Raw genomic sequence first — 19,553 nt, forward strand, 5'->3', positions numbered from 1 at the left:
TTAACGGTAGAGAGGTGAAACAGTTGTCTAAAGTGATTGCCGTTGCGAATCAAAAAGGCGGAGTCGGTAAAACGACGACAGCTATTAATTTGGGGGCGAGTCTCGCCTCGCAAGGGAAAAAAATATTGCTCGTAGATATTGACCCGCAGGGCAATACGACGAGTGGGATTGGAATTAACAAGGCAGAAGTTGAGCAGTGCATTTACGATATACTCATTAACGACGCGAACCCGCTAGACGTGATTCTTCCGACACTCTTGCCCAACTTAGAAGTGATCCCTGCGACGATTCAACTCGCCGGGGCAGAAATTGAACTCGTGCCGACGGTGTCGCGCGAGGTGCGCTTAAAGCGGGCTTTGCAGATCGTTAGCGATTCTTACGATTATGTCATTATTGATTGTCCGCCGTCACTAGGTGTGCTCACGATTAATTCCTTAACTGCTGCAGATTCGATTTTAATTCCGATTCAGTGTGAGTATTACGCATTAGAAGGTCTCAGTCAATTGTTAAACACGATTCGCCTTGTGCAGCGACATTTGAACAAGGAACTGCAAATTGAAGGTGTGTTATTGACGATGTTTGATGCACGCACTAATTTAGGCATTCAAGTCGTTGACGAAGTGAAAAAGTATTTTCAAAACAAAGTGTACCGCACCGTTATTCCGCGTAACGTCCGTCTAAGTGAGGCGCCGAGTCATGGAAAATCGATTATTACGTATGACCCGCGTTCACGCGGCGCCGAAAGTTATATGGATTTGGCAAAGGAAGTGATTGCGCGTGAGTAAACGGTTGGGGAAAGGTTTAGACGCGTTAATTCCGACGTTGGACATCGCGGAAGATGACAACGTGACTGAGGTAGCGGTCGACGAGCTTAGACCGAACCCGTACCAGCCGCGCAAACATTTTTCCGAAGAGGCGCTGGAAGAATTGGTCGCCTCGATTCGGGTGCACGGCATTGTCCAGCCGCTAGTCGTGCGCCAATCAATTAAAGGGTACGAAATCGTAGCCGGTGAACGCCGCTATCGCGCCGCGGTACGTGCAAGCTTGGAGTCGGTACCGGTCGTCGTTAAATCGTTTAGCGATAAACAGGTGATGGAAATCGCGCTGATCGAAAACTTGCAGCGCGAAGATCTCAATCCGATTGAAGTCGCCAATGCTTACCAAAAGCTAATGCAAGAATTCTCCTTAACACAAGAGGAACTCGCGCTAAAGGTAGGGAAGAGCCGCCCGCATGTCACAAATTTTTTACGGTTGCTACAGTTACCCGCTTCATTGCGCGAAGATGTTTCACGTGGAACATTGACGATGGGACATGCCCGCGCCTTGTTAGCGATCAAAGATTTGGAACAACAAAAGGCGCTTGCCAGTAAAGTAAAGCAAGAACAGGCGAGTGTGCGGCAGCTAGAAGAGTGGATTGCCCGCATTAACGAAGCACAACGAAGGAAAGATCAAAAAACGAAGCGCAAAGTAACGCGCGACTATGCGCTACAAAGCTATGAAGAAAACTTGCGGACGACGTTAGGCACGGCAGTACGCATTCACGAAGGAAAGAATAAAGGGAAAATCGAGATCGAGTTTTTTTCCCGCCGCGACTTGGAGCGGCTCATCGAGCTCCTATCGGACAAGCATTAATTGATGCCGAACTGTACGTGTGTACCAGAAAAGTTTGCTCTTAGAACTTGCAACAAAAAATTTTTTCGCGAAAAAAATTGCAACTTAAAGCGTGCGAATGACGTCTTACGATTAGGCGTTAATCGGTACGCATACGGGCGGCAGTTATTCTTCTTTTGCTATGCGACGCTTTGTACGGCATCGCACCGCGTATGTCCGTTTCACGATGTGAACGCTGAACGACGTCTTTTTTTCTTGTCGAGAAGGGTGTAGTATGTAAGGTATATTTGGCTTGTCGGTGTTCCCAAGGGGGGGCGTTTCGTGACAGCGGCTCCCGTTTTGTCCGAACAGAGAGGGAAATGTAGGTAAAAGGGTGGAGAAAAGTTAATGAATTCGTTGCAGGAGTTGTTAGCTCCTTACAGTAGTGAGTGGATCGTTGGGCTTGCATGCGTCCAGTTGATTTTTGCTGTGTGGCTTCTGATCACTTGGGTGAAGTTCAAAAAAATACGTCGCCAGCAGAAACGTTTACTTAAAGGGGTAAGTGATCAGACGTTAGAAACACTATTGACGGGTTACGCTGAACGATTACAGGCGGCCGAAACGACAGTGGCCGAATTGTCGGGACTTTTCGAGATACTAGATGAGAGGCTTAAGCAACAGAAGGGACGTGTCTCGATTGTTCGTTATAACGCATTGACTGAACAAGGCACTAATCTTAGTTTTTCCATTGCGATCGTCGACGAGGAAAAAAACGGTATCGTCTTAAGTAGTATATACGGAAGTGAGCAGTCTTACATTTATGCTAAACCGCTAGAGAACGGTGCATCCGAATATCAACTGACACAAGAAGAAAAAAAGGTGATCGCCATGGCGAGCGAAGTGAAACAAGAAGTGTACGCATAAAAAACCGCCGCACCTTTAAAAAAAGAAGTGTCATCAAATCCCCTTCATGCATGAAGGGGATTTCTCATGACTAATCTCCAAAAAGGGCAGAGGAAGACAATGAACTTTCCCGGGAGGTTAGACGATCACGCACTTACAACGGCGGAAATTCATTTGTATAACGCCTGTCCCGCAAACGTGCGATTGACAAGAACAGAGAAGAGGCGATCGTGTCCGCCATTTTAACGACCGTACTTAAACGCGTATTTTGCAACACGATATACTCCATAAACCCGCCGACATTAACGATCCCGGTAATGTGTAGGTGACCGACTTCTGGTAACTTCTTATTGACCCCTGCGCCCGGTTTTAGTGGTCCGACGCCGAGTTGGACGTTACCGACGCTACTCAATTGGCCTAAACAGGCATCGATGGCGATGACCGTCGTCTCTTGGTATTCTAGCGCGATGAGGCGCAGCGTGTCTTGCAAATTGACAGCGTGTACGGGATGATCTAACGTTCCGAACACGGTGAGTCCGTTGAGCTTTAGTCGATCTAGTTTAGAACCGACAAGCGGCCCTAAGGAGTCGCCCGTCGAGCGGTCCGTACCGATGCATATACAGACAATTTGGCGCTTATGCTGGCAGTTGTGGAGTGCAGCTAACAGATGCTTTGCCAGCGAGCTAACCGCTTGAGGATGAGTGTATGCGATACGAAAAGACTGGGCAGCGTTTGCCGATGACGCCATAACACCCAACCTCCAAAAAAATAATTAGTATCAGTATACGGCAATTGACAGTCCAATATACATAAGAGGACAACCTAACTATTATTTGCGGAGGGACTGGCATGAAGCCAAATATTCAGCAGGCGTGGAAGATTTGCTTTACGATCGTCGGAACGAATATCGGGGCCGGCTTTGCGTCCGGTCGTGAAATATGGGAGTTCTTCGGGAGCTATGGCCTACAGAGTACGGCGTACTTGCTGTTCTCGATGGCTTTGTTTGCACTCAGCAGTATGATCATTTTGTGGGTAAGTTGGAAAGAGCAGACCGATCACTATTACAGTTTGCTAAAAGTGGTCATGGGCGAACGCGCGGCGAAATACTTTGACGGGCTCATCTTACTCTATTTAATCGCCAGCTCACTCGTTATGTACGCTGGCAGCGGCGCCACCTTCACCCAGTGGAATTGGTCGTACTTACTCGGTTCAAGTTTGCTCGCCATAGCCGTATGGACGATTTTGTTTTTCGATGTCCAGGGCATCCTTTCGCTTAACGTCATGGTGATGCCGATTTTGACAGTGATCCTCTGTATCGTGTGTCTCGTCTTCTTGAGGCAACACACGGAGCAACCTGACCCCGGAGCGGCAAATCTGCCATGGTTACCTGTGTGGCCGTCTGCGGTAACGTATACCGCTTTAAATGTCATCCCACTGATGGCCGTGCTAGCGACATTCGGAAAAAAGATCCAGCATCCGCTGGAAATCGCCATTGCTGGCGGCGGCAGTGCGCTCTGTTTAGGTGCCGTCGGGGTCATGTTAAACGCTGCACTGCTTCGCATCGAGCATCTCATCCCGCTATACGATATCCCGCTGTTTGCCCTCATCGAATCATACTCCCCGCTGTGGATCGGCATTGTGTCACTCATTTTGTGGCTGGCGATCTACACGACAGCCGTCAGTAACGTGTACGGAGCTGTCTTCCGCATCAAAAGCTGGACAACCGCGCCGCCGTGGTTACTTGCACTCATGTTATCGGTCGGGATGATTCCGCTCGCTCAATTCGGATTTGCCAAACTGTTGGGCGTCATTTACCCGCTGTACGGTGTCGTCAATATGATCGTATTAGCGATGATTATGTTTTACCCGCTCACTCGCATCCGTTAAACGATTGCTATTCTCGTTTATTCACCGTATAATGAAGCAAAAAGAGACAGGCAGTGTGAGCGTGAAGTGGAAAAAAAACAGTTTGGCTTAGGCGATATTGTACAAATGAAAAAACCGCATCCGTGTGGAACGAATGCTTGGAAAATCATTCGCATGGGGATGGATATTCGCTTAAAGTGTACGGGCTGCCAGCACAGTGTGCTATTGCCGCGCACCCGGTTTGAACGGCGCTTAAAAAAAGTGTTAATCCCCGCCGCCCCAGAGCAGGAACAACAATGAGCGAACTCGTGCTACGACGGGAACGCTTTTTTTGTGGAAGTTTTGCTGCTGTACGTGCGTTCGGTGATCATTGAAGGGAAAAGTCCGGTAGTTTCGTTTGGCGGTTAAGACGAATTTTAATGATGGAAAGGATTGGTTTTTGCGTGCTGTCAACTGGAATCGTTGGATTACCAAATGTAGGAAAATCAACGCTATTTAATGCGATCACACAAGCGGGGGCGGAGTCGGCCAACTACCCGTTTTGCACGATCGACCCAAACGTCGGCGTGGTGGAAGTGCCTGACCGGCGTCTCGATCAATTGGCGGATATCATTAAGCCGCAGCGGGTGTTGCCAACCGCGTTTCAATTTGTCGACATCGCCGGCCTCGTCAAAGGGGCGAGTAAAGGCGAAGGGCTAGGAAACCAATTTTTATCCCACATCCGCGAAGTCGATGCGATCGTGCACGTTGTGCGCTGCTTTAAAGATAAAAACGTGACACACGTCTCCGGAGCGGAGGACCCGGTCGCCGATATTACGACGATCAACTTAGAATTGATCCTCGCCGACTTAGAGACGGTGGAGCGACGTATCGATCGCGTCTCGCGGCAACTTAAGACGGGAGAGAAGCGATATAAACTGGAAAAGGCGCTGCTCGAACGGATTAGAGACGCTTTTGAGCGGGAATTGCCGGCGCGCAGCGTGGTGGTGACAGAAGACGAGCGCCCGCTGTTGCGCAACTTGCACTTGCTAACAATGAAGCCGATCCTATACGTCGCCAACGTCGGCGAGGACGACATAATGGCGGTCGAGGACAATCCGTACGTGCAGCGCGTGCGCGAGTTCGCCGCGGGCGAAGGTGCCGAGGTCATTCCGATCAGTGCGAAAGTAGAAGCGGAAATTTCCGAATTGGAAGGCGAAGACAAGGCGCTGTTTTTGGAAGAACTCGGTTTAGAAGAGGCTGGCCTCGATCGGCTCATTCGCGCCGCTTACCGCTTACTCGGGTTGATGACGTTTTTTACGGCAGGTGAGAAAGAAGTGCGCGCCTGGACGGTGCGACAGGGGGCAAAAGCGCCCCAGGCGGCCGGGACGATTCATACCGACTTCGAACGCGGCTTTATTCGCGCCGAAGTCGTCTCCTATGACGATTTGCTCGCCGCAGGGTCATACGCTGGCGCCCGTGAAAAAGGTGTGCTGCGGTTGGAAGGGAAAGACTACGAAGTGCAAGACGGCGATGTGATGCACTTCCGCTTTAATGTGTAACGACTTGTACTTGAGTGAACATTCCTCGGGCACACCTTATTGGCAAGCACATGTGCCACCGTGTGCGGGACTCACATTTAAGTCACTATTTGTTCGCTTCTCTTGTCAAAGGGTAGTTTACTTTGCTATAATTATGTAATGCGAGTAGGCGAAATACGTTTGCTTCGCTCCTTGTCCCAGCTGACAGTTGGGACCGTCAGTCCAGAAGGAGGTGCTAATGAATGACTCATTACGAATTGATGGTGGTTTACGCTCCGAACTTAGAGGAAGAAGCCTTAGGTGCCGCGAAAGAAAAAGTGCAACAAGCGATTGCGAACAACGGCGGCACGGTCGGCGAAGTGAAAGAGATGGGTAAACGCCGCCTCGCTTACGAAATCAACGATTTTCGCGAAGGCGTGTACCAAGTCGTTAATTTCGAAGCGGAAAATCTTGAAATCGTAAATGAACTCGAACGCGTCATTAAAATCGACGATCGTATGATTCGTCATTTAGTCATCAACTTGACGAAAGATAAGAAAGAATAATATGGGAGGGTGCGTCCATGATTAATCGGATCGTGTTGATTGGTCGTTTAACGAGGGATCCAGAGCTCAGGTATACGCCGAACGGTGTTGCAGTTACGACGTTTACGCTCGCTGTGGACAGGCCGTTCACGAATCAACAAGGCGAACGCGAAGCGGACTTTATTCGCATCGTCACGTGGCGACAGCTGGCGGAGCTGTGTGCCAACTATTTGAAAAAAGGTCGGCTCGCGGGAGTAGACGGTAGGTTGCAAGTGCGGTCGTTTGATAATAACGAAGGCCGACGCGTGACCATGTCCGAAGTTGTCGCAGACAATGTGCGCTTTCTCGACTCCGGTGGAGGACGCCAGCAAGACAATGTTTCACGACCTTCCGGTAACAACAACATGGACGACCCTTTTGCCCAAGAGGGAAATACAATCGATATATCGGACGACGATTTACCGTTTTAAGAGGTGCGCCACTGCTCGCGAAAGCTGTCCGCGCATGCGGCGCAGGCGCCGCGACAGGTGAACGGCGTCGCAGGCGTGGCTGCAAAGTGCGACGACAGGTAAAAAGTCGCGGCTTAAGCGAGTGAACGAAGGCGTGCGAATACGTTAATTGTTGTGTGAGGGAGGGATACAAGTGGCTCGCAGACGCGGAAATAAACGCCGCAAGGTGTGTTATTTTACAGTTAACAAGATCGACTACATCGATTATAAAGACGTCGATTTGCTGAAGAAGTTCATGAGTGAACGCGGGAAGATTTTACCGCGCCGGGTGACCGGAACTTCGTCTAAGTATCAGCGGCAACTGACCCGCGCGATTAAACGTGCCCGTCAAGTTGCGTTGTTGCCCTATACAACTGAATAAACGTAAAAACACCTCTAAGGGCATCGTTCGATGCCCTTATGTTGTATGACTTTATGATGAGTAAAGATGCGAGTAAAGAGGATGTCAAAACGGGATGGAGGAGCGAGAAAGATGGAGCGCCAACAAATTGCAAAAAACCTCAAAGTACTAGAATGGTTAAAATGTGAAATACTTGATCACGTCGCAGCCGTATATCGCCATGTGATGCACGGTAAACTGCACGGCGCGCTCGACGCGTTAGCCAGTTTAATCGTCGCTGTCATTATGATGGCACGGCGCCTCGGTTTTTCTTTCCGCGAATTAGAAAATGCAGTCACAAAAAAACTGCGTGAACACGTGCGACAAGGGCACCAAATGGAGGAATGGTACGGTGACCTTTCGGCACTGGAGGAATATATGAATAAGAGGTGACATTGTTGTCGGAGCAAACCACTGTGCGCGATGGTTTTGTAGCGTCAATCTTTTTTTGGTTATTGCTCACCGTTTCAATCGTTGGGCCGCCCTTTGCGCTCATTAGTTTTATCCTTTTGCCGACCCCGTTTATCGTGTTTACGGCGAAGCATTCCCGCCGAGCGGGCGCGGTGCTTGTGCTCATACACAGCGCGTTAAGTTTTTTTCTCGGTGTCATTTGGGTGGCGATTGCGTTCGTCATGGGGGCAGCCGGTTGGGCGATGGGGCAGTACCATCACGAGAGCCGCCAAAACATTAGACAACTCCTACTTACCGGGACCGCGACGTTACTTTTCGGCTTTATCGCGATTCTCGCTTTACTGAATGCCGTTTACAACATTTCGCTTCAAGGTGAATTGGAACAGCAATTTGAAGCGAACCTACCCCTGTATGAAGAAATGTGGGGAAACTTCGGCATGCAAATGGACGAAAAGCAGCTGTCGCAAGTGAAGGAGACGCTGCTGTCGCTGCTGCCGGCGATCTTCACGATGATGGCCGTGACAGTCGCTTTTGTTAACCACGGGGTTAGCCGAGCGATCTTGAACCGTCGCAACATATCGACAGCAAAGTTGCCCCCGTTTCACGAGTGGCAACTGCCACGTAGCTTAGTGTTGTGGTACGGTGTGAGTGTAGTCGCGCTATTACTCGCAGGTACGAACAATTATTGGCAGACTGCGTCGTTAACAGCCGTCACACTGATCCAACTGTTGTTCGTCATTCAAGCGTTCTCACTTATTGCGTTTTTTGTCACGCGTTTCATTCGCATACAGACGGTTTGGAAGGTACTCATCACCGTCTTACTAATACCGTTTATTGCCTTCTTGCTTCCGATGCTGTTCATCCCGTTGTCGCTGTTCGGGATGATTGCAGTAGCCTTCGACTTGCGCAAGAAATTTCGGCGTCCGTAACTTGACAGATGCCGATGGAGTGCTAACGTTAAGGGGCTGTAGATTCATGCCGAGATTTTTGTTAAAGCGGTGGCACGGTTACCATATCGTGTTGACGCTCGTTTTTTGCGTCATCTTAATCGCTCTATTATCGCTGACACACTGGGTGTACGGCCTTGTCGGACTCGGGTTGCTTTTCGGTCTCGCGTACTACTTGTTTGCGGCGGAAAGAGCATTTCAACGCGATTTTACCGACTACGTCTGTACGCTCGGCGAGCGGGTGAAACGGGCTGGTAGCGACGCAGCCGAGCAATTGCCGATCGGGATCGTACTTTACGATGAAAATTTGCGCATCGATTGGCACAACCCGTATGTCGAGAAGATCGTCGGCGAACAAGAACAATTAATTGGCCAAACGATTGCAGACTGCTTTCCGACGCTCCGCGACTGGCAGCCGACAGAAGAGACGGTCGAGTTTCAGTTTGCCGACAAAGTGTATACAGCAGAGACGAAGCCGGGCGAACGGTTAATGTTTATATCGGATGTGACCGAGTTTAGACATTTAGAGAAAAAATATGACGCGGAACAAATCGTTTTCGGTATTATCCATCTCGACAACTTAGATGACGTGACACAAGAAATGGATGATCAAAATCGCATTTTGTTGCAAACGACGGTGACGAGTGCGATTACGGAATGGGCGAATGCCAACGATATTTTACTGCGGCGACACGGCGATAAATATTTAATGATTTTTCACAAACAGACGCTGGCGCTGCTGGAGCAAGCTAAGTTTGATATATTAGATATAGTGCGGGAAAAAACGGCCGACAATAAAATACCCGTCACGTTAAGTATCGGCATCGGCAGTTATACCGGATCGCTATTTGAGCGCGTCCGTGTTGCACAAGGGAGTCTAGACGTTGCCCTCGCCCGCGGCGGCGACCAAGCAGCCGTGAAAAAAGGGGAGCGGATGACGTTTTACGGCGGTAAGTCGAACGCTGTCGAGAAGCGGACGCGCGTGCGTGCCCGCGTCATCGCCCACGCCTTGCGCAACCTCATCCGCGAGAGCGAGCGCGTGCTCATCGTCGGGCACGAGAATCCGGACATGGATGCAATAGGGGCGGCCGTCGGGGTATGGAAAGCGGCGAGTTTGCAAAATAAAGAGGCGTACATCGTCGTAGACGAAGACAACCCGTCGATTACGCACTTAATGTCCGCCATTTACGCGCACGATTATTTAGGCGACTACATCGTGAACGGAGAGGACGCACTCGCGCAGTGCAATCGGCGCACGCTCGTCGTCGTCGTCGATACCCATCGTCCGACGATGACGATTGAACCGCGACTGTTGCAAAAGTCGGCGCGTGTCGTTGTCATCGACCACCACCGACGCGGTGAGGAGTTTGTCGAAGACCCGGTGCTCGTCTACATGGAACCGTACGCGTCTTCGACGTGTGAGCTCGTCACCGAGTTACTACAGTATCAGACGGAGCGCGTGTCGATGGACAAATTGGAGGCGACGGCCTTGTTTGCCGGCATCGTCGTCGATACGAAGAGCTTCGCCTTCCGCACCGGCTCGCGCACGTTTGAAGCGGCCTCTTTTTTGCGGCGGCACGGTGCTGATTTAGCCCTCGTACAAACACTGTTGAAAGAAGATCTCGACATGTTCGTGCAGCGGGCGGAAATCGTACGCCACACAGAAGTCGTGTACGACCGCGTCGCGGTTGCAGTCGGGGGCGATGACGCCACTTACGATCAGTTGCTCATCGCGCAGTCCGCGGACACACTACTCAATATGAACGGCATCGCCGCTTCGTTCGTCATCGCGAGACGGCCGGACGGGGTCGTCGCGATTAGTGCGCGTTCACTTGGCGACATTAATGTGCAGGTCATTATGGAAGAGCTGGGCGGCGGGGGGCATTTGACGAATGCTGCGACACAACTTCACGAGACGACGCCTTCTAAAGCGAAAAAGACATTACTACAAACGTTAAAAAAATTTGAGCTCGAGGAGGAGAACGGCGAATGAAAGTCATTTTACAAAAAGATGTGAAAGGCCAAGGAAAAGCAGGGGAAGTTAAAAACGTCTCTGACGGGTATGCGCGTAACTTTTTACTGCCGCGGGGCTTGGCGGTGGAGGCGACGGCCAGCAATTTGAACGCGCTCAAAGATTTAAAGCGGAAAGAGCAGCAAAAAGAGCAACAAGACGAGCAGGCGGCACGTGCTCTAAAAGTTAAATTAGAGCAGTTCGATTGCAAAATAGCGGCGAAGGCGGGAGAGAACGGTCGCTTATTTGGGGCGGTCACCTCGAAGCAAATTGCGGAGGCGCTCAAAAAGCAAAAAATGACCGTCGACCGCAAAAAGATTGTCTTATCCGAACCGATTCGCACCCTCGGGGTGACACAAGTGGCGGTAAAACTGTACCCCGGCATTCAGGCGACGCTCAACGTACACGTCGTGGAACAGTGAGCCAGTTGTTTACGTGTGAGGAAACGGTGAGTAGGCGATGAGTGAGCTGTTTATGGAGCGGGTGCCGCCACAAAACATCGAGGCCGAACAAGCTGTATTAGGTGCCATTTTTTTAGAAAAAGAGGCCTTAATTACCGCTACCGAAATTCTCGTTCCTGAAGATTTCTATCGCCAAGCGCACCAGCGGTTGTTCCAAGTAATGGTTACTTTGTCCGAAAACAGCGAGCCTGTCGACTTAGTGACAGTGACGGCGAAGCTTTCCGACGAAAACTTGTTAGAAGAGGTCGGCGGCGTCACGTATTTAACGGAGCTGGCAAACGCTGTGCCGACGGCGGCCAACGTCGAACATTACGCGCACATCATTGAAGAAAAGGCCGTTTTGCGCAAACTGATTCACGTGGCGACGCACATTGCTAGCACGGGGTACGCGGCGAGTGAAGACGTGTCGGAAATTATTGCTGAGGCGGAGAAGCGCATTTTGTCGCTGTCGGAAAAGCGGACGAGCGACTCCTTCATCCCGATTAAAGACGTGCTGTTAGAGACGTTTGAACGGCTAGAGGCCATGCACGCAAACCAGGGACAGCTAAGCGGGATTCCTTCCGGATATCCTGACCTCGACCGCATGACGTCGGGGTTCCAAAAATCCGACCTCATTATCGTCGCCGCGCGTCCTAGTGTCGGTAAAACGGCGTTCGCCCTCAACGTCGCGCAAAACGTGGCGGCGCGTTCCGGGGAGACGGTAGCGATCTTCAGTCTAGAAATGGCTGCTTCACAGCTCGTGCAGCGGATGCTCTGTGCGGAAAGTAACATCGACTCACACAAGTTCCGTACCGGGGCGCTCGAAGATGACGATTGGGGCAAACTGACGATGGCGATCGGTACTCTCGCCAACGCGCCAATTTACATCGACGATTCCGCGGGGACGACGATGTACGACATTCGCGGCAAATGTCGCCGGCTGAAAGCAGAGCGCGGCGAAATCGGACTCGTCCTCATCGATTACTTGCAGCTCATTAACAGCCGCCACAATCGCGACAGCCGCCAGCAGGAAATTTCCGAAATCTCGCGTTCGCTCAAAACGTTGGCGCGGGAGCTCGACTGTCCGATCATCGCCCTGTCACAGCTCAGCCGCAGCGTCGAGCAGCGGCAAGATAAGCGGCCGATGCTATCTGACTTGCGGGAGTCCGGTTCGATCGAACAAGACGCCGACATTGTCGCCTTTTTATACCGCGAAGATTATTACGACCCGGAGACGGACAAGCAAAACATTATCGAAATTATTGTCGGCAAGCAACGGAACGGTCCGGTCGGCAAGGTAGAACTCGTCTTTTTAAAGAACTACAACAAATTTGTCAGCCTAGACAAGACCCATATGGTCGAAGCGTGAACCCCCTTCCTCGCGTTTATAGGAAGGGGGTGTATTTATTGTCGCGTCTACCGAACGCACCTTCCCCCCCACGATTTCTCCCGTTAGACTCTGCTTCGGCACTTTTCCCAATCGTTCCCTGTGGCATGCGTTTGTCAACGAACGAGGCGTGCGTTATATTGGGGTTAGGAGGAATAACTTAATATTTTTTAGTAAAAATTCAATAAAGTAACAGATGATAGTTTCTTATGTCGTTCAACGACATCGTTTACACGAATTGTAGGTAATTGCAAAGAGGTGGCATACAAAGATGTTAAAAGAGGATCTTCTTTCGTACCTCGATGAAGAGACACGTCGATTTGTATGGGAACAACAGCGAGAGACAATTACCGCGGCAGCGATGGCCAAGCAGTTTCGCGTGAAAAGGAATACGGTTAGTCACTATCTCAACCAAATGGTCAATGAAGAACGTGTAATAAAAATTAATACGAGACCCGTCTATTTTTTAAGTCGCTCTGTTTTCGAGGAGAGGTTTTTTTCACCCACCAGCTGTGTGTTTGAAAGCTTTGACCAATTGCAGAAGAGTGCACCCCAGGCGACCGCCGCGTCGGACTTATTTGACCAGCTAATCGGTGCTCAGAGGAGTTTGCGCAAAGCGATTGAACAAATTAAGACGTCCGTGTTTTATCCAGACGGCGGATTGCCGCTTATGTTGAATGGCCCGACGGGTGTCGGTAAAAGCTATCTCGCCCATCTCATTTACCGTTATAGCGTCGCACAGGGCGTGTTGCCTGCCGATGCCCCGATGATCAGTTTTAACTGTGCCCAATACGCCAACAACCCCGAGTTGTTATCGAGTCAATTGTTTGGCTACGTCAAAGGGGCCTTTACTGGTGCCGAGACGACGAAACAGGGGATGCTCGACTTCGCCGACGGAGGTATTCTCTTCTTGGACGAGGTCCACCGACTGAATCCAGAAGGACAGGAAAAATTGTTCAGCTTTCTCGATCGCGGGGTCTTTCGCCGCATGGGGGAAAGTGATGGTGGGCATAAAGCGCGGGTGCGCTTTATTTTTGCCACCACAGAAAATTTGGAGCAAAGCTTTTTGCCGACTTTTTTGCGTCGTATCCCGATTCGCGTGTGGGTACCAGCGCTAGATGAACGCGGGGAGCAAGAGAAGAAGCAGTTCATATACATGTTTCTAATCGACGAGGCGCGCAAATTGCAGTTGCCCTTGCGCCTCTCCAGCCGTACCGTCGACGCGTTAGTTAAACATACGTACGAAGGGAACTTAGGGGATTTAAAAAATACGATTACGTATATCGCCGCTTCTGCATATGTGAAGCAGAAGGATCGCCCCGAAGTGTCGCTGACATTGCGCGATTTACCGGAGAACGTGTTAGAAGATACGATGCGTTACACGGAAAACAAATACAAGCCAAACGACGATATCGTCATTTCACCGCATGCGACGTTAGATCAACTATACGAATCGAGCGCGTCGCGCCTCAAGCTGATCAAAGAGACGTATGAGCGCATCTTAGCATTTTGCGAGAAAGCGATTGCGAAAAAGTACGATTACGCGACGTTCGAACAAAATGTGTTTCAAGAAATACTCGTCCTCTTTGATAAGCTCATTTTTCAATCGTCTTCAGAAAGTACGGGTGTCATGATGGAATTGACGACGGTGAGCGTGCAGGAAGCGATTCGCTACTTGGAAAGTGCGCACAACGTCATGTTTAATGGCAACAGTGTGTATGCCGTGGCTCACTTTCTGTACCATAAGGGCGACGTGGCCTTTCAATGGAACGCGAAACAACAAGCGACGATTGCTAAAATCGCTAAGTTTGTCGATGCGCATTGTAAAGTGGAACAGCGGTTGGCGAAGCAGCTCGTCCACCTGTTAGAGAACAAACTCGACGTAAAGTTGTACCGCATGGACAAAATCTTTTTGACCTTATATTTGAAAAGCATGCACATCGAACGCGCCAGCCAGCAAATGAAGGCAGTTATTATCGCGCACGGCTACGCCACTGCGAGCAGCATTGCGAACGTGGCCAACCGCTTGCTGCGGCGCAACGTTTTTGAAGCGTTTGACATGCCGATCGACGTTTCTGTCGAAGAAATCGTTAAACAATTATCGCTTTTCATAGACGGGCACGACGTGTCGAAAGGATTAGTTATTTTAGTCGATATGGGCTCGTTAGAAGGTATTCATTCACAACTTAAGGACCAAGTGAACGGTCCGGTAGCGATCATCAACAACGTTTCGACACAGATGGCCTTTTTCCTCGGTGCCATGTTGGACAAAGAGATGTATTTAGAAGAAATGATAGAAAAACTTAACACGTACAATAAGACGGAGTACAGCATCATTTACCCGGTAAAAGAAAAACAAAAGGTCATCGTCACCTCGTGTTTGACGGGAATGGGTACGGCGGTACAAATTCAGAAGTTGCTGGAAGCGAGTATTCCCGAAGATCTCGGCATTGACATCATTGCCCACGATTATGACCGCTTGAAAATGCACGGGGCGTCGGAAGCAATTTTCCAAATGTATCACGTTCTCGCCATCGTCGGTACAGCTGATCCGGGGCTGGAGCAAGTGAATTATATTTCGCTTGAAGATTTGATCTCTGGCGAAGGGGAAGAGGCGTTGCGCAAGACGCTGCAACCTTATTTTAGCGAGAAGCGTATTCAAGAAATAAATAATAATATTATTCGCCACTGTTCACTCGAACGAGTCATAGAATCGGTGACGATCTTAGATACAGAAAAAATACTTGCACACGTGGAGGCGTTTCTGCAGCGCTTAGAATTATTACTGAATAAACGGCTGACGAACGACAAAAAAATAGCTCTTTCCGTTCACGTCAGTTGTTTAGTCGAGCGCCTAATCCGGCAAGCGCCGATCGAAAACTACGCCAACCTAGCGCAATTGGAACAGTGTCAAAAAGAAATGATAGAGAAGATCAAAGAAGCATTTAGTGTCATAGAAACGATGTATAATGTCAAAATAAACGACGCGGAAATCGGCTACATTTACGATTATTTGGCGCAAGAGTCAAGTGGCGACAACGATTTTTAACGTTAAGCGATATGTGAACTAGGCGCGTGACACAATGTTGGCACGCGTCTTGCTTATTTACTTGGGTAGATGGCTTAGCCATCGTTTCTGTAGTAAGTAAATAAAGTGAAATGATGGCACATATTTCACCTTCGAATGAATGGCGAAGACAATTTGCGTGCAGGAAGGAGTGTATGCCTAGGAAGCATAAACGGCAGAAATTAAAGCGCATATTGGACGGAAACAGTTGATGAGGAAGTGACATAAACGACGATGAGATATTTTTTATTTGCGACTCACGGTAGGTTTGCCACAGGCATACTCGATTCCGTAGAGCTCATTACCGGGAAGCACGACAACATTTTAACCATTAACGCCTATACGGACGAAAACGATGATCTCGACGCGCAAATCGCGCAAGTGCTCAGTAGACTTGCAACAGCGGACGAACTTGTCGTCGTCACTGACCTATTCAGTGGCAGCGTGAACAACGCGTTCATGAACCGCTTAGACGACGAGAGGATTCATTTAGTCGCCGGATTAAACTTGCCGCTGGCGATTGAACTCGTGACGATGAGTGCGCAAGAGCCGGATACGGTCAAGCTGATTGAGACGGCTCTCAACAGTTCAAAGCAATCGATCAAATATTGTAACCAGGAGTTGCACTTCGAAAGGACAGACGACGACTTTTAAGTGAAGGGGACGGTCACTGTGATTAAGTTGTTGCGGGTCGATCACCGCTTATTACATGGACAAGTTGCTTTTTCTTGGACACAAAATTTAGGAGCAGATTGTATCTTAATCGCCAATGACGACGTGCCAGTTAACGAGCTGCGCAAGACGACGATTAAACTGGCCAAACCGCAAGGTGTCAAGCTTGTGATCAAAAATATCGTCGACTCGATTAAAGCGCTGCAAAGCGGCGTTACCGACAAATATAAACTGTTTATTGTCGTCGAATCCGTAGCAGACGCTGAAAAACTCGCCAGTGCCTACCCTGACATCCGTCAAGTTAACTTAGGGGGGATAAAAGCGAAGGAAGGGGCGCGCAACATTTCCAAAGCGGTCAATCTGTTACCGGAAGAAGAACAGCTCGTGAAAAAAATGGTCGCACAAGGCGTTGAAGTAGAAATTCGGCAAGTTCCTAACGACAAAAAACTGCTCGCGCAAGACGTGCTATAGACGGTCTAGCGCTAGGTTCCCTCGCGGGACTATAAGACAATGCTAAATAGGATGACCAAGAAATGCATGATCCAAATACGTGACTACAGGAGGTATAACAAATGGGTACTGCACTAATGCTCGGGCTCGTCGCCTTTTTCGCCCAATGTGAGTACGCCTTAGGTACGAGTTTAATTTCCCGCCCACTCGTCACCGGGCTACTTACCGGCCTTGTGATGGGGGATGTGAAGACGGGCGTCATTATGGGCGCGACGTTGGAATTGGCCTTCATCGGGTCATTCTCCGTCGGTGCTGCCATTCCGCCCGACGTCGTAACGGGTGGCGTGTTAGGGACAGCCTTCGCCATTTCATCCGGCGCGGGTGCAGAAACGGCCTTGCTCCTCGGTTTACCGATCGCCACCCTTGCACTCGTGTTAAAAAATATTTACTTGGGTCTGTTCTTGCCGATTCTTTCGCACAAAGCGGACGAATACGCCGCCGAGGCGAATACGCGCGGGATTGAAGCGATGCATTTAATCGGGGGATTCGGCCTCTCCCTCATGCTCGGCACCGTCGTGGCGATATCGTATTTCGTCGGTAGTGACGCGATCAAAGGTGTGCTAGACTCGATCCCTAAGTTTGTGCAGACAGGTTTGGAAGTCGCCACAGGGATACTTCCAGCACTCGGGTTTGCCATGCTTGCAAGATTGCTCATCAATAAACAAGTTGTCCCTTATTTCTTCTTAGGATTTGTCATTGCCGGCTACTTAGGCGTTCCGGTAACGGGGATTGCCATCATCGGGGCAATTATCGCCGTAGTCATGGTTAATATGATGAAATACGCCAAACCGCAATTGGCGACGAGCGAAGGAGGAGTAGCTGACGATGACGACGATGACTTCTAATAGCGAACAGGAAGCGGCTGTAGCCGAGTGTGTCAATAAGAAAGATCTCAAACGCGTGTTTTGGCGCTCCTTTCAGATGGAGTTTTCGTGGAACTACGAACGGCAAATGAATTTAGCTTATACGTACGCGATGATCCCCGTTTTAAAGAAACTGTATAAGAAAAAAGAAGAATTAGCACAAGCATTGCAGCGTCATATGGAATTTTTCAATACGACGCCTCACATCGTCACGATGATGCTCGGCATTTCGACGGCGATGGAAGAACAACATGTGAAAGACAAAAATTTCGATCCCGACACGATTAACAACGTTAAGGCTTCTTTAATGGGACCGTTGGCCGGTTTGGGCGATTCCTTCTTCTGGGGTACACTGCGCCTCATCGCCACTGGGATCGGGACTTCGCTTGCGCTGCAAGGTAACATACTTGGTCCCATTTTGTTCTTACTCGTCTTCAACATCCCCCATATCCTCCTTCGGTATGTGCTCACCGGATTGGGCTATAAGATGGGGACGGGATTTTTACAACGTCTGCAAAAGAATGGCACGATGAGTCACTTGACGTATGGCGCCGCTATATTGGGCTTGATCGTGATCGGCGGCATGAGTGCCTCGATGATTGAGATGCACGTGCCGTTGACGATTGGCAGTGGCAAAGGGGCGACAGCTGTGCAAGACATCATAAACGATATTATGCCGGGACTGTTGCCGTTAGGAGCCTTTTGGCTTATTTATTGGTTGCTAGGGAAAGAAGTTAAAGCGACGACGATTTTGCTTGGAATTGCCGTTGTCGGCATTTTAGGTGCTTGGCTCGGCGTTTTGGGCGTCAAGTAATCCTTCTTTTCCCACCCTTTTCCAGCAAGGGGGGGCGCGACAGAAGGGGAGTGGTACGATGAAAGAAACAATGTTGACGTATATAAATGAAGAAGTGTACATGTGCCGCCATATTATAGCTAACGCTAGCGACAATTTACGTCAATTTGCGCAACTAGTGGCTGCTAAGCGGCCGCAAAACTGGCTCGTGTTAGCCACAGGCTCAAGCGCGAACGCGATGTGGAGTGCGAAGTACTACGTGGAAAAAGTGGCGGGTGTTTCGCTCGACATTCGAGAGCCGTTTAACTTCGTCCATTACGAAGACGTCCACGCGGAGACAGATCTAGTCGTCGCCGTTTCCCAAAGTGGACAAAGCTATTCCACGATTGAAGCACTGAAAAAGGTACAGGCACACAGTGCGCTACCTACCGTTGCACTAACTGCAGAAGCGGATCGTCCACTGGCCGACTACGCCGATGTTGTCATCGATATCGGCTGCGGCCCGGAAAAAGTCGGTTTCGTGACGAAGGGATTTACAGCGACCGTCTTAACCGCGATGTTAAGCGGCATTGTCAGTGGCAAGGCTACCGGTGCTTTATCGTGGGAAGCTGCCGCCGCGGAAACCGCCCAGTTAGCGCATGTGACGGAGCAAATACCGCACATTATCGATAAAACAGAGGAGTTTTATCGCATGCACGCGGCAGAACTGACCGCCTTGTCGCGGTTTGCGGCAATCGGCTACGGTCCTACGGTAGGGACAGCGAAAGAATGCGAGACGAAGTTTACGGAAACGGTTCGCGTACCGACACAAGGGTTTGAATTAGAGGCGTACATGCACGGACCGTATCTAGAAGTTGATGCTGATTACGGCTTGTTTTTCATTAACACGAACAGCCCGCTTCACAGCCGCGCCGAAAAGCTGCGGCGCTATTTGCAAGACTATACGGTACATTGTTTTACTGTTACCAGTCTGGCTGAGCCAACAGATGACAAAACGCTCGCCTTAGCGGTTGACGTCGCTGAGCTCATGAGTCCACTTGTCATGGCGATTCCGTTTCAACTCTTATCTTACCGCGTGGCGACTGGTAGAGGAATTGACCTAAGCGTGCGTATATTTGACGATTTTGATGAAGTACTAAAGAGCAAAGTATAACAAGAGCG

At 49.8% G+C, this 19,553-nt stretch carries 21 protein-coding genes; 20 read left to right on the forward strand and 1 reads right to left on the reverse strand.

From position 1 onward, the window contains the following. The first annotated feature begins 23 nt into the window (after positions 1–23). The 3 genes from BN1247_RS15135 to BN1247_RS15145 all read left to right on the forward strand — a co-directional run bounded on the left by BN1247_RS15135 (position 24) and on the right by BN1247_RS15145 (position 2,514). Positions 24–785, forward strand: a complete 762-nt coding sequence (locus BN1247_RS15135; protein WP_054951110.1) for a ParA family protein — start codon at positions 24–26, stop codon at positions 783–785. Continuing rightward, complete coding sequence (locus BN1247_RS15140) at positions 778–1,632, forward strand: ParB/RepB/Spo0J family partition protein (protein WP_054951111.1); 855 nt, start codon at positions 778–780, stop codon at positions 1,630–1,632. Before BN1247_RS15135 ends, BN1247_RS15140 begins: the two co-directional genes overlap by 8 nt. 366 nt (positions 1,633–1,998) lie before the next feature. After that, complete coding sequence (locus tag BN1247_RS15145; protein WP_054951112.1) at positions 1,999–2,514, forward strand: DUF4446 family protein; 516 nt, start codon at positions 1,999–2,001, stop codon at positions 2,512–2,514. Between the two features lie 133 nt (positions 2,515–2,647). On the opposite strand, the gene yyaC is transcribed toward BN1247_RS15145, so the two are convergent. Continuing rightward, on the reverse strand, positions 2,648–3,241 hold the full coding sequence (gene yyaC, locus BN1247_RS15150) for a spore protease YyaC (RefSeq protein WP_054951113.1): 594 nt from the start codon (positions 3,239–3,241) through the stop codon (positions 2,648–2,650). Between the two features lie 101 nt (positions 3,242–3,342). Between yyaC and BN1247_RS15155 the strand changes: the two genes are divergently transcribed. From BN1247_RS15155 to BN1247_RS15235, 17 genes are all read left to right on the forward strand, one after another. Beyond that, positions 3,343–4,380, forward strand: coding sequence for a YkvI family membrane protein (locus BN1247_RS15155; protein WP_054951114.1), 1,038 nt, complete (start codon positions 3,343–3,345; stop codon positions 4,378–4,380). Positions 4,381–4,446: 66 nt separating this feature from the next. After that, complete coding sequence (locus BN1247_RS15160; RefSeq protein WP_054951115.1) at positions 4,447–4,659, forward strand: DUF951 domain-containing protein; 213 nt, start codon at positions 4,447–4,449, stop codon at positions 4,657–4,659. Positions 4,660–4,781: 122 nt separating this feature from the next. Then, a complete protein-coding gene (gene ychF, locus BN1247_RS15165; protein WP_054951690.1) occupies positions 4,782–5,900 on the forward strand; it encodes a redox-regulated ATPase YchF in 1,119 nt (372 codons plus the stop codon). 221 nt (positions 5,901–6,121) lie between these two features. Next, positions 6,122–6,424: a 30S ribosomal protein S6 gene (gene rpsF, locus BN1247_RS15170; RefSeq protein ID WP_054951116.1), complete on the forward strand. Its 303-nt coding sequence runs from the start codon at positions 6,122–6,124 to the stop codon at positions 6,422–6,424. A gap of 17 nt (positions 6,425–6,441) precedes the next feature. Next, a complete protein-coding gene (gene ssb, locus BN1247_RS15175; protein ID WP_054951117.1) occupies positions 6,442–6,873 on the forward strand; it encodes a single-stranded DNA-binding protein in 432 nt (143 codons plus the stop codon). A 172-nt stretch (positions 6,874–7,045) separates the two neighbouring features. After that, on the forward strand, positions 7,046–7,273 hold the full coding sequence (gene rpsR, locus BN1247_RS15180) for a 30S ribosomal protein S18 (protein ID WP_054951118.1): 228 nt from the start codon (positions 7,046–7,048) through the stop codon (positions 7,271–7,273). 111 nt (positions 7,274–7,384) lie between these two features. Beyond that, complete coding sequence (locus tag BN1247_RS15185) at positions 7,385–7,684, forward strand: MazG-like family protein (RefSeq protein ID WP_054951119.1); 300 nt, start codon at positions 7,385–7,387, stop codon at positions 7,682–7,684. Between the two features lie 5 nt (positions 7,685–7,689). Continuing rightward, positions 7,690–8,631, forward strand: a complete 942-nt coding sequence (locus tag BN1247_RS15190) for a DUF2232 domain-containing protein (protein ID WP_187119805.1) — start codon at positions 7,690–7,692, stop codon at positions 8,629–8,631. A gap of 46 nt (positions 8,632–8,677) precedes the next feature. Beyond that, the gene (locus tag BN1247_RS15195) at positions 8,678–10,642 is read left to right on the forward strand and encodes a DHH family phosphoesterase (protein WP_054951121.1); all 1,965 of its coding nucleotides are present in this window, start codon (positions 8,678–8,680) and stop codon (positions 10,640–10,642) included. Continuing rightward, positions 10,639–11,082, forward strand: a complete 444-nt coding sequence (rplI, locus tag BN1247_RS15200; protein ID WP_054951122.1) for a 50S ribosomal protein L9 — start codon at positions 10,639–10,641, stop codon at positions 11,080–11,082. The genes BN1247_RS15195 and rplI overlap by 4 nt, the downstream gene beginning before the upstream one ends. 37 nt (positions 11,083–11,119) lie before the next feature. Then, a complete protein-coding gene (gene dnaB, locus BN1247_RS15205; RefSeq protein ID WP_054951123.1) occupies positions 11,120–12,469 on the forward strand; it encodes a replicative DNA helicase in 1,350 nt (449 codons plus the stop codon). A gap of 289 nt (positions 12,470–12,758) precedes the next feature. Continuing rightward, positions 12,759–15,536: a sigma-54-dependent transcriptional regulator gene (locus tag BN1247_RS15210; protein ID WP_054951124.1), complete on the forward strand. Its 2,778-nt coding sequence runs from the start codon at positions 12,759–12,761 to the stop codon at positions 15,534–15,536. Between the two features lie 252 nt (positions 15,537–15,788). Continuing rightward, positions 15,789–16,208, forward strand: coding sequence for a PTS sugar transporter subunit IIA (locus BN1247_RS15215; protein WP_054951125.1), 420 nt, complete (start codon positions 15,789–15,791; stop codon positions 16,206–16,208). An 18-nt stretch (positions 16,209–16,226) separates the two neighbouring features. Next, positions 16,227–16,697: a PTS sugar transporter subunit IIB gene (locus BN1247_RS15220; RefSeq protein ID WP_054951126.1), complete on the forward strand. Its 471-nt coding sequence runs from the start codon at positions 16,227–16,229 to the stop codon at positions 16,695–16,697. A gap of 101 nt (positions 16,698–16,798) precedes the next feature. After that, positions 16,799–17,581: a PTS mannose/fructose/sorbose/N-acetylgalactosamine transporter subunit IIC gene (locus BN1247_RS15225; RefSeq protein WP_054951127.1), complete on the forward strand. Its 783-nt coding sequence runs from the start codon at positions 16,799–16,801 to the stop codon at positions 17,579–17,581. Continuing rightward, positions 17,562–18,413 (forward strand): PTS system mannose/fructose/sorbose family transporter subunit IID, encoded by an 852-nt coding sequence (locus BN1247_RS15230; RefSeq protein ID WP_054951128.1) that lies wholly within the window; start codon positions 17,562–17,564, stop codon positions 18,411–18,413. Before BN1247_RS15225 ends, BN1247_RS15230 begins: the two co-directional genes overlap by 20 nt. Positions 18,414–18,471: 58 nt before the next feature. Then, positions 18,472–19,545, forward strand: a complete 1,074-nt coding sequence (locus BN1247_RS15235) for an SIS domain-containing protein (protein ID WP_054951129.1) — start codon at positions 18,472–18,474, stop codon at positions 19,543–19,545. Positions 19,546–19,553 lie beyond the last annotated feature (8 nt).

It is taken from the genome of Numidum massiliense (genome assembly GCF_001375555.1).
GTDB classification, from domain to species: domain Bacteria; phylum Bacillota; class Bacilli; order Thermoactinomycetales; family Novibacillaceae; genus Numidum; species Numidum massiliense.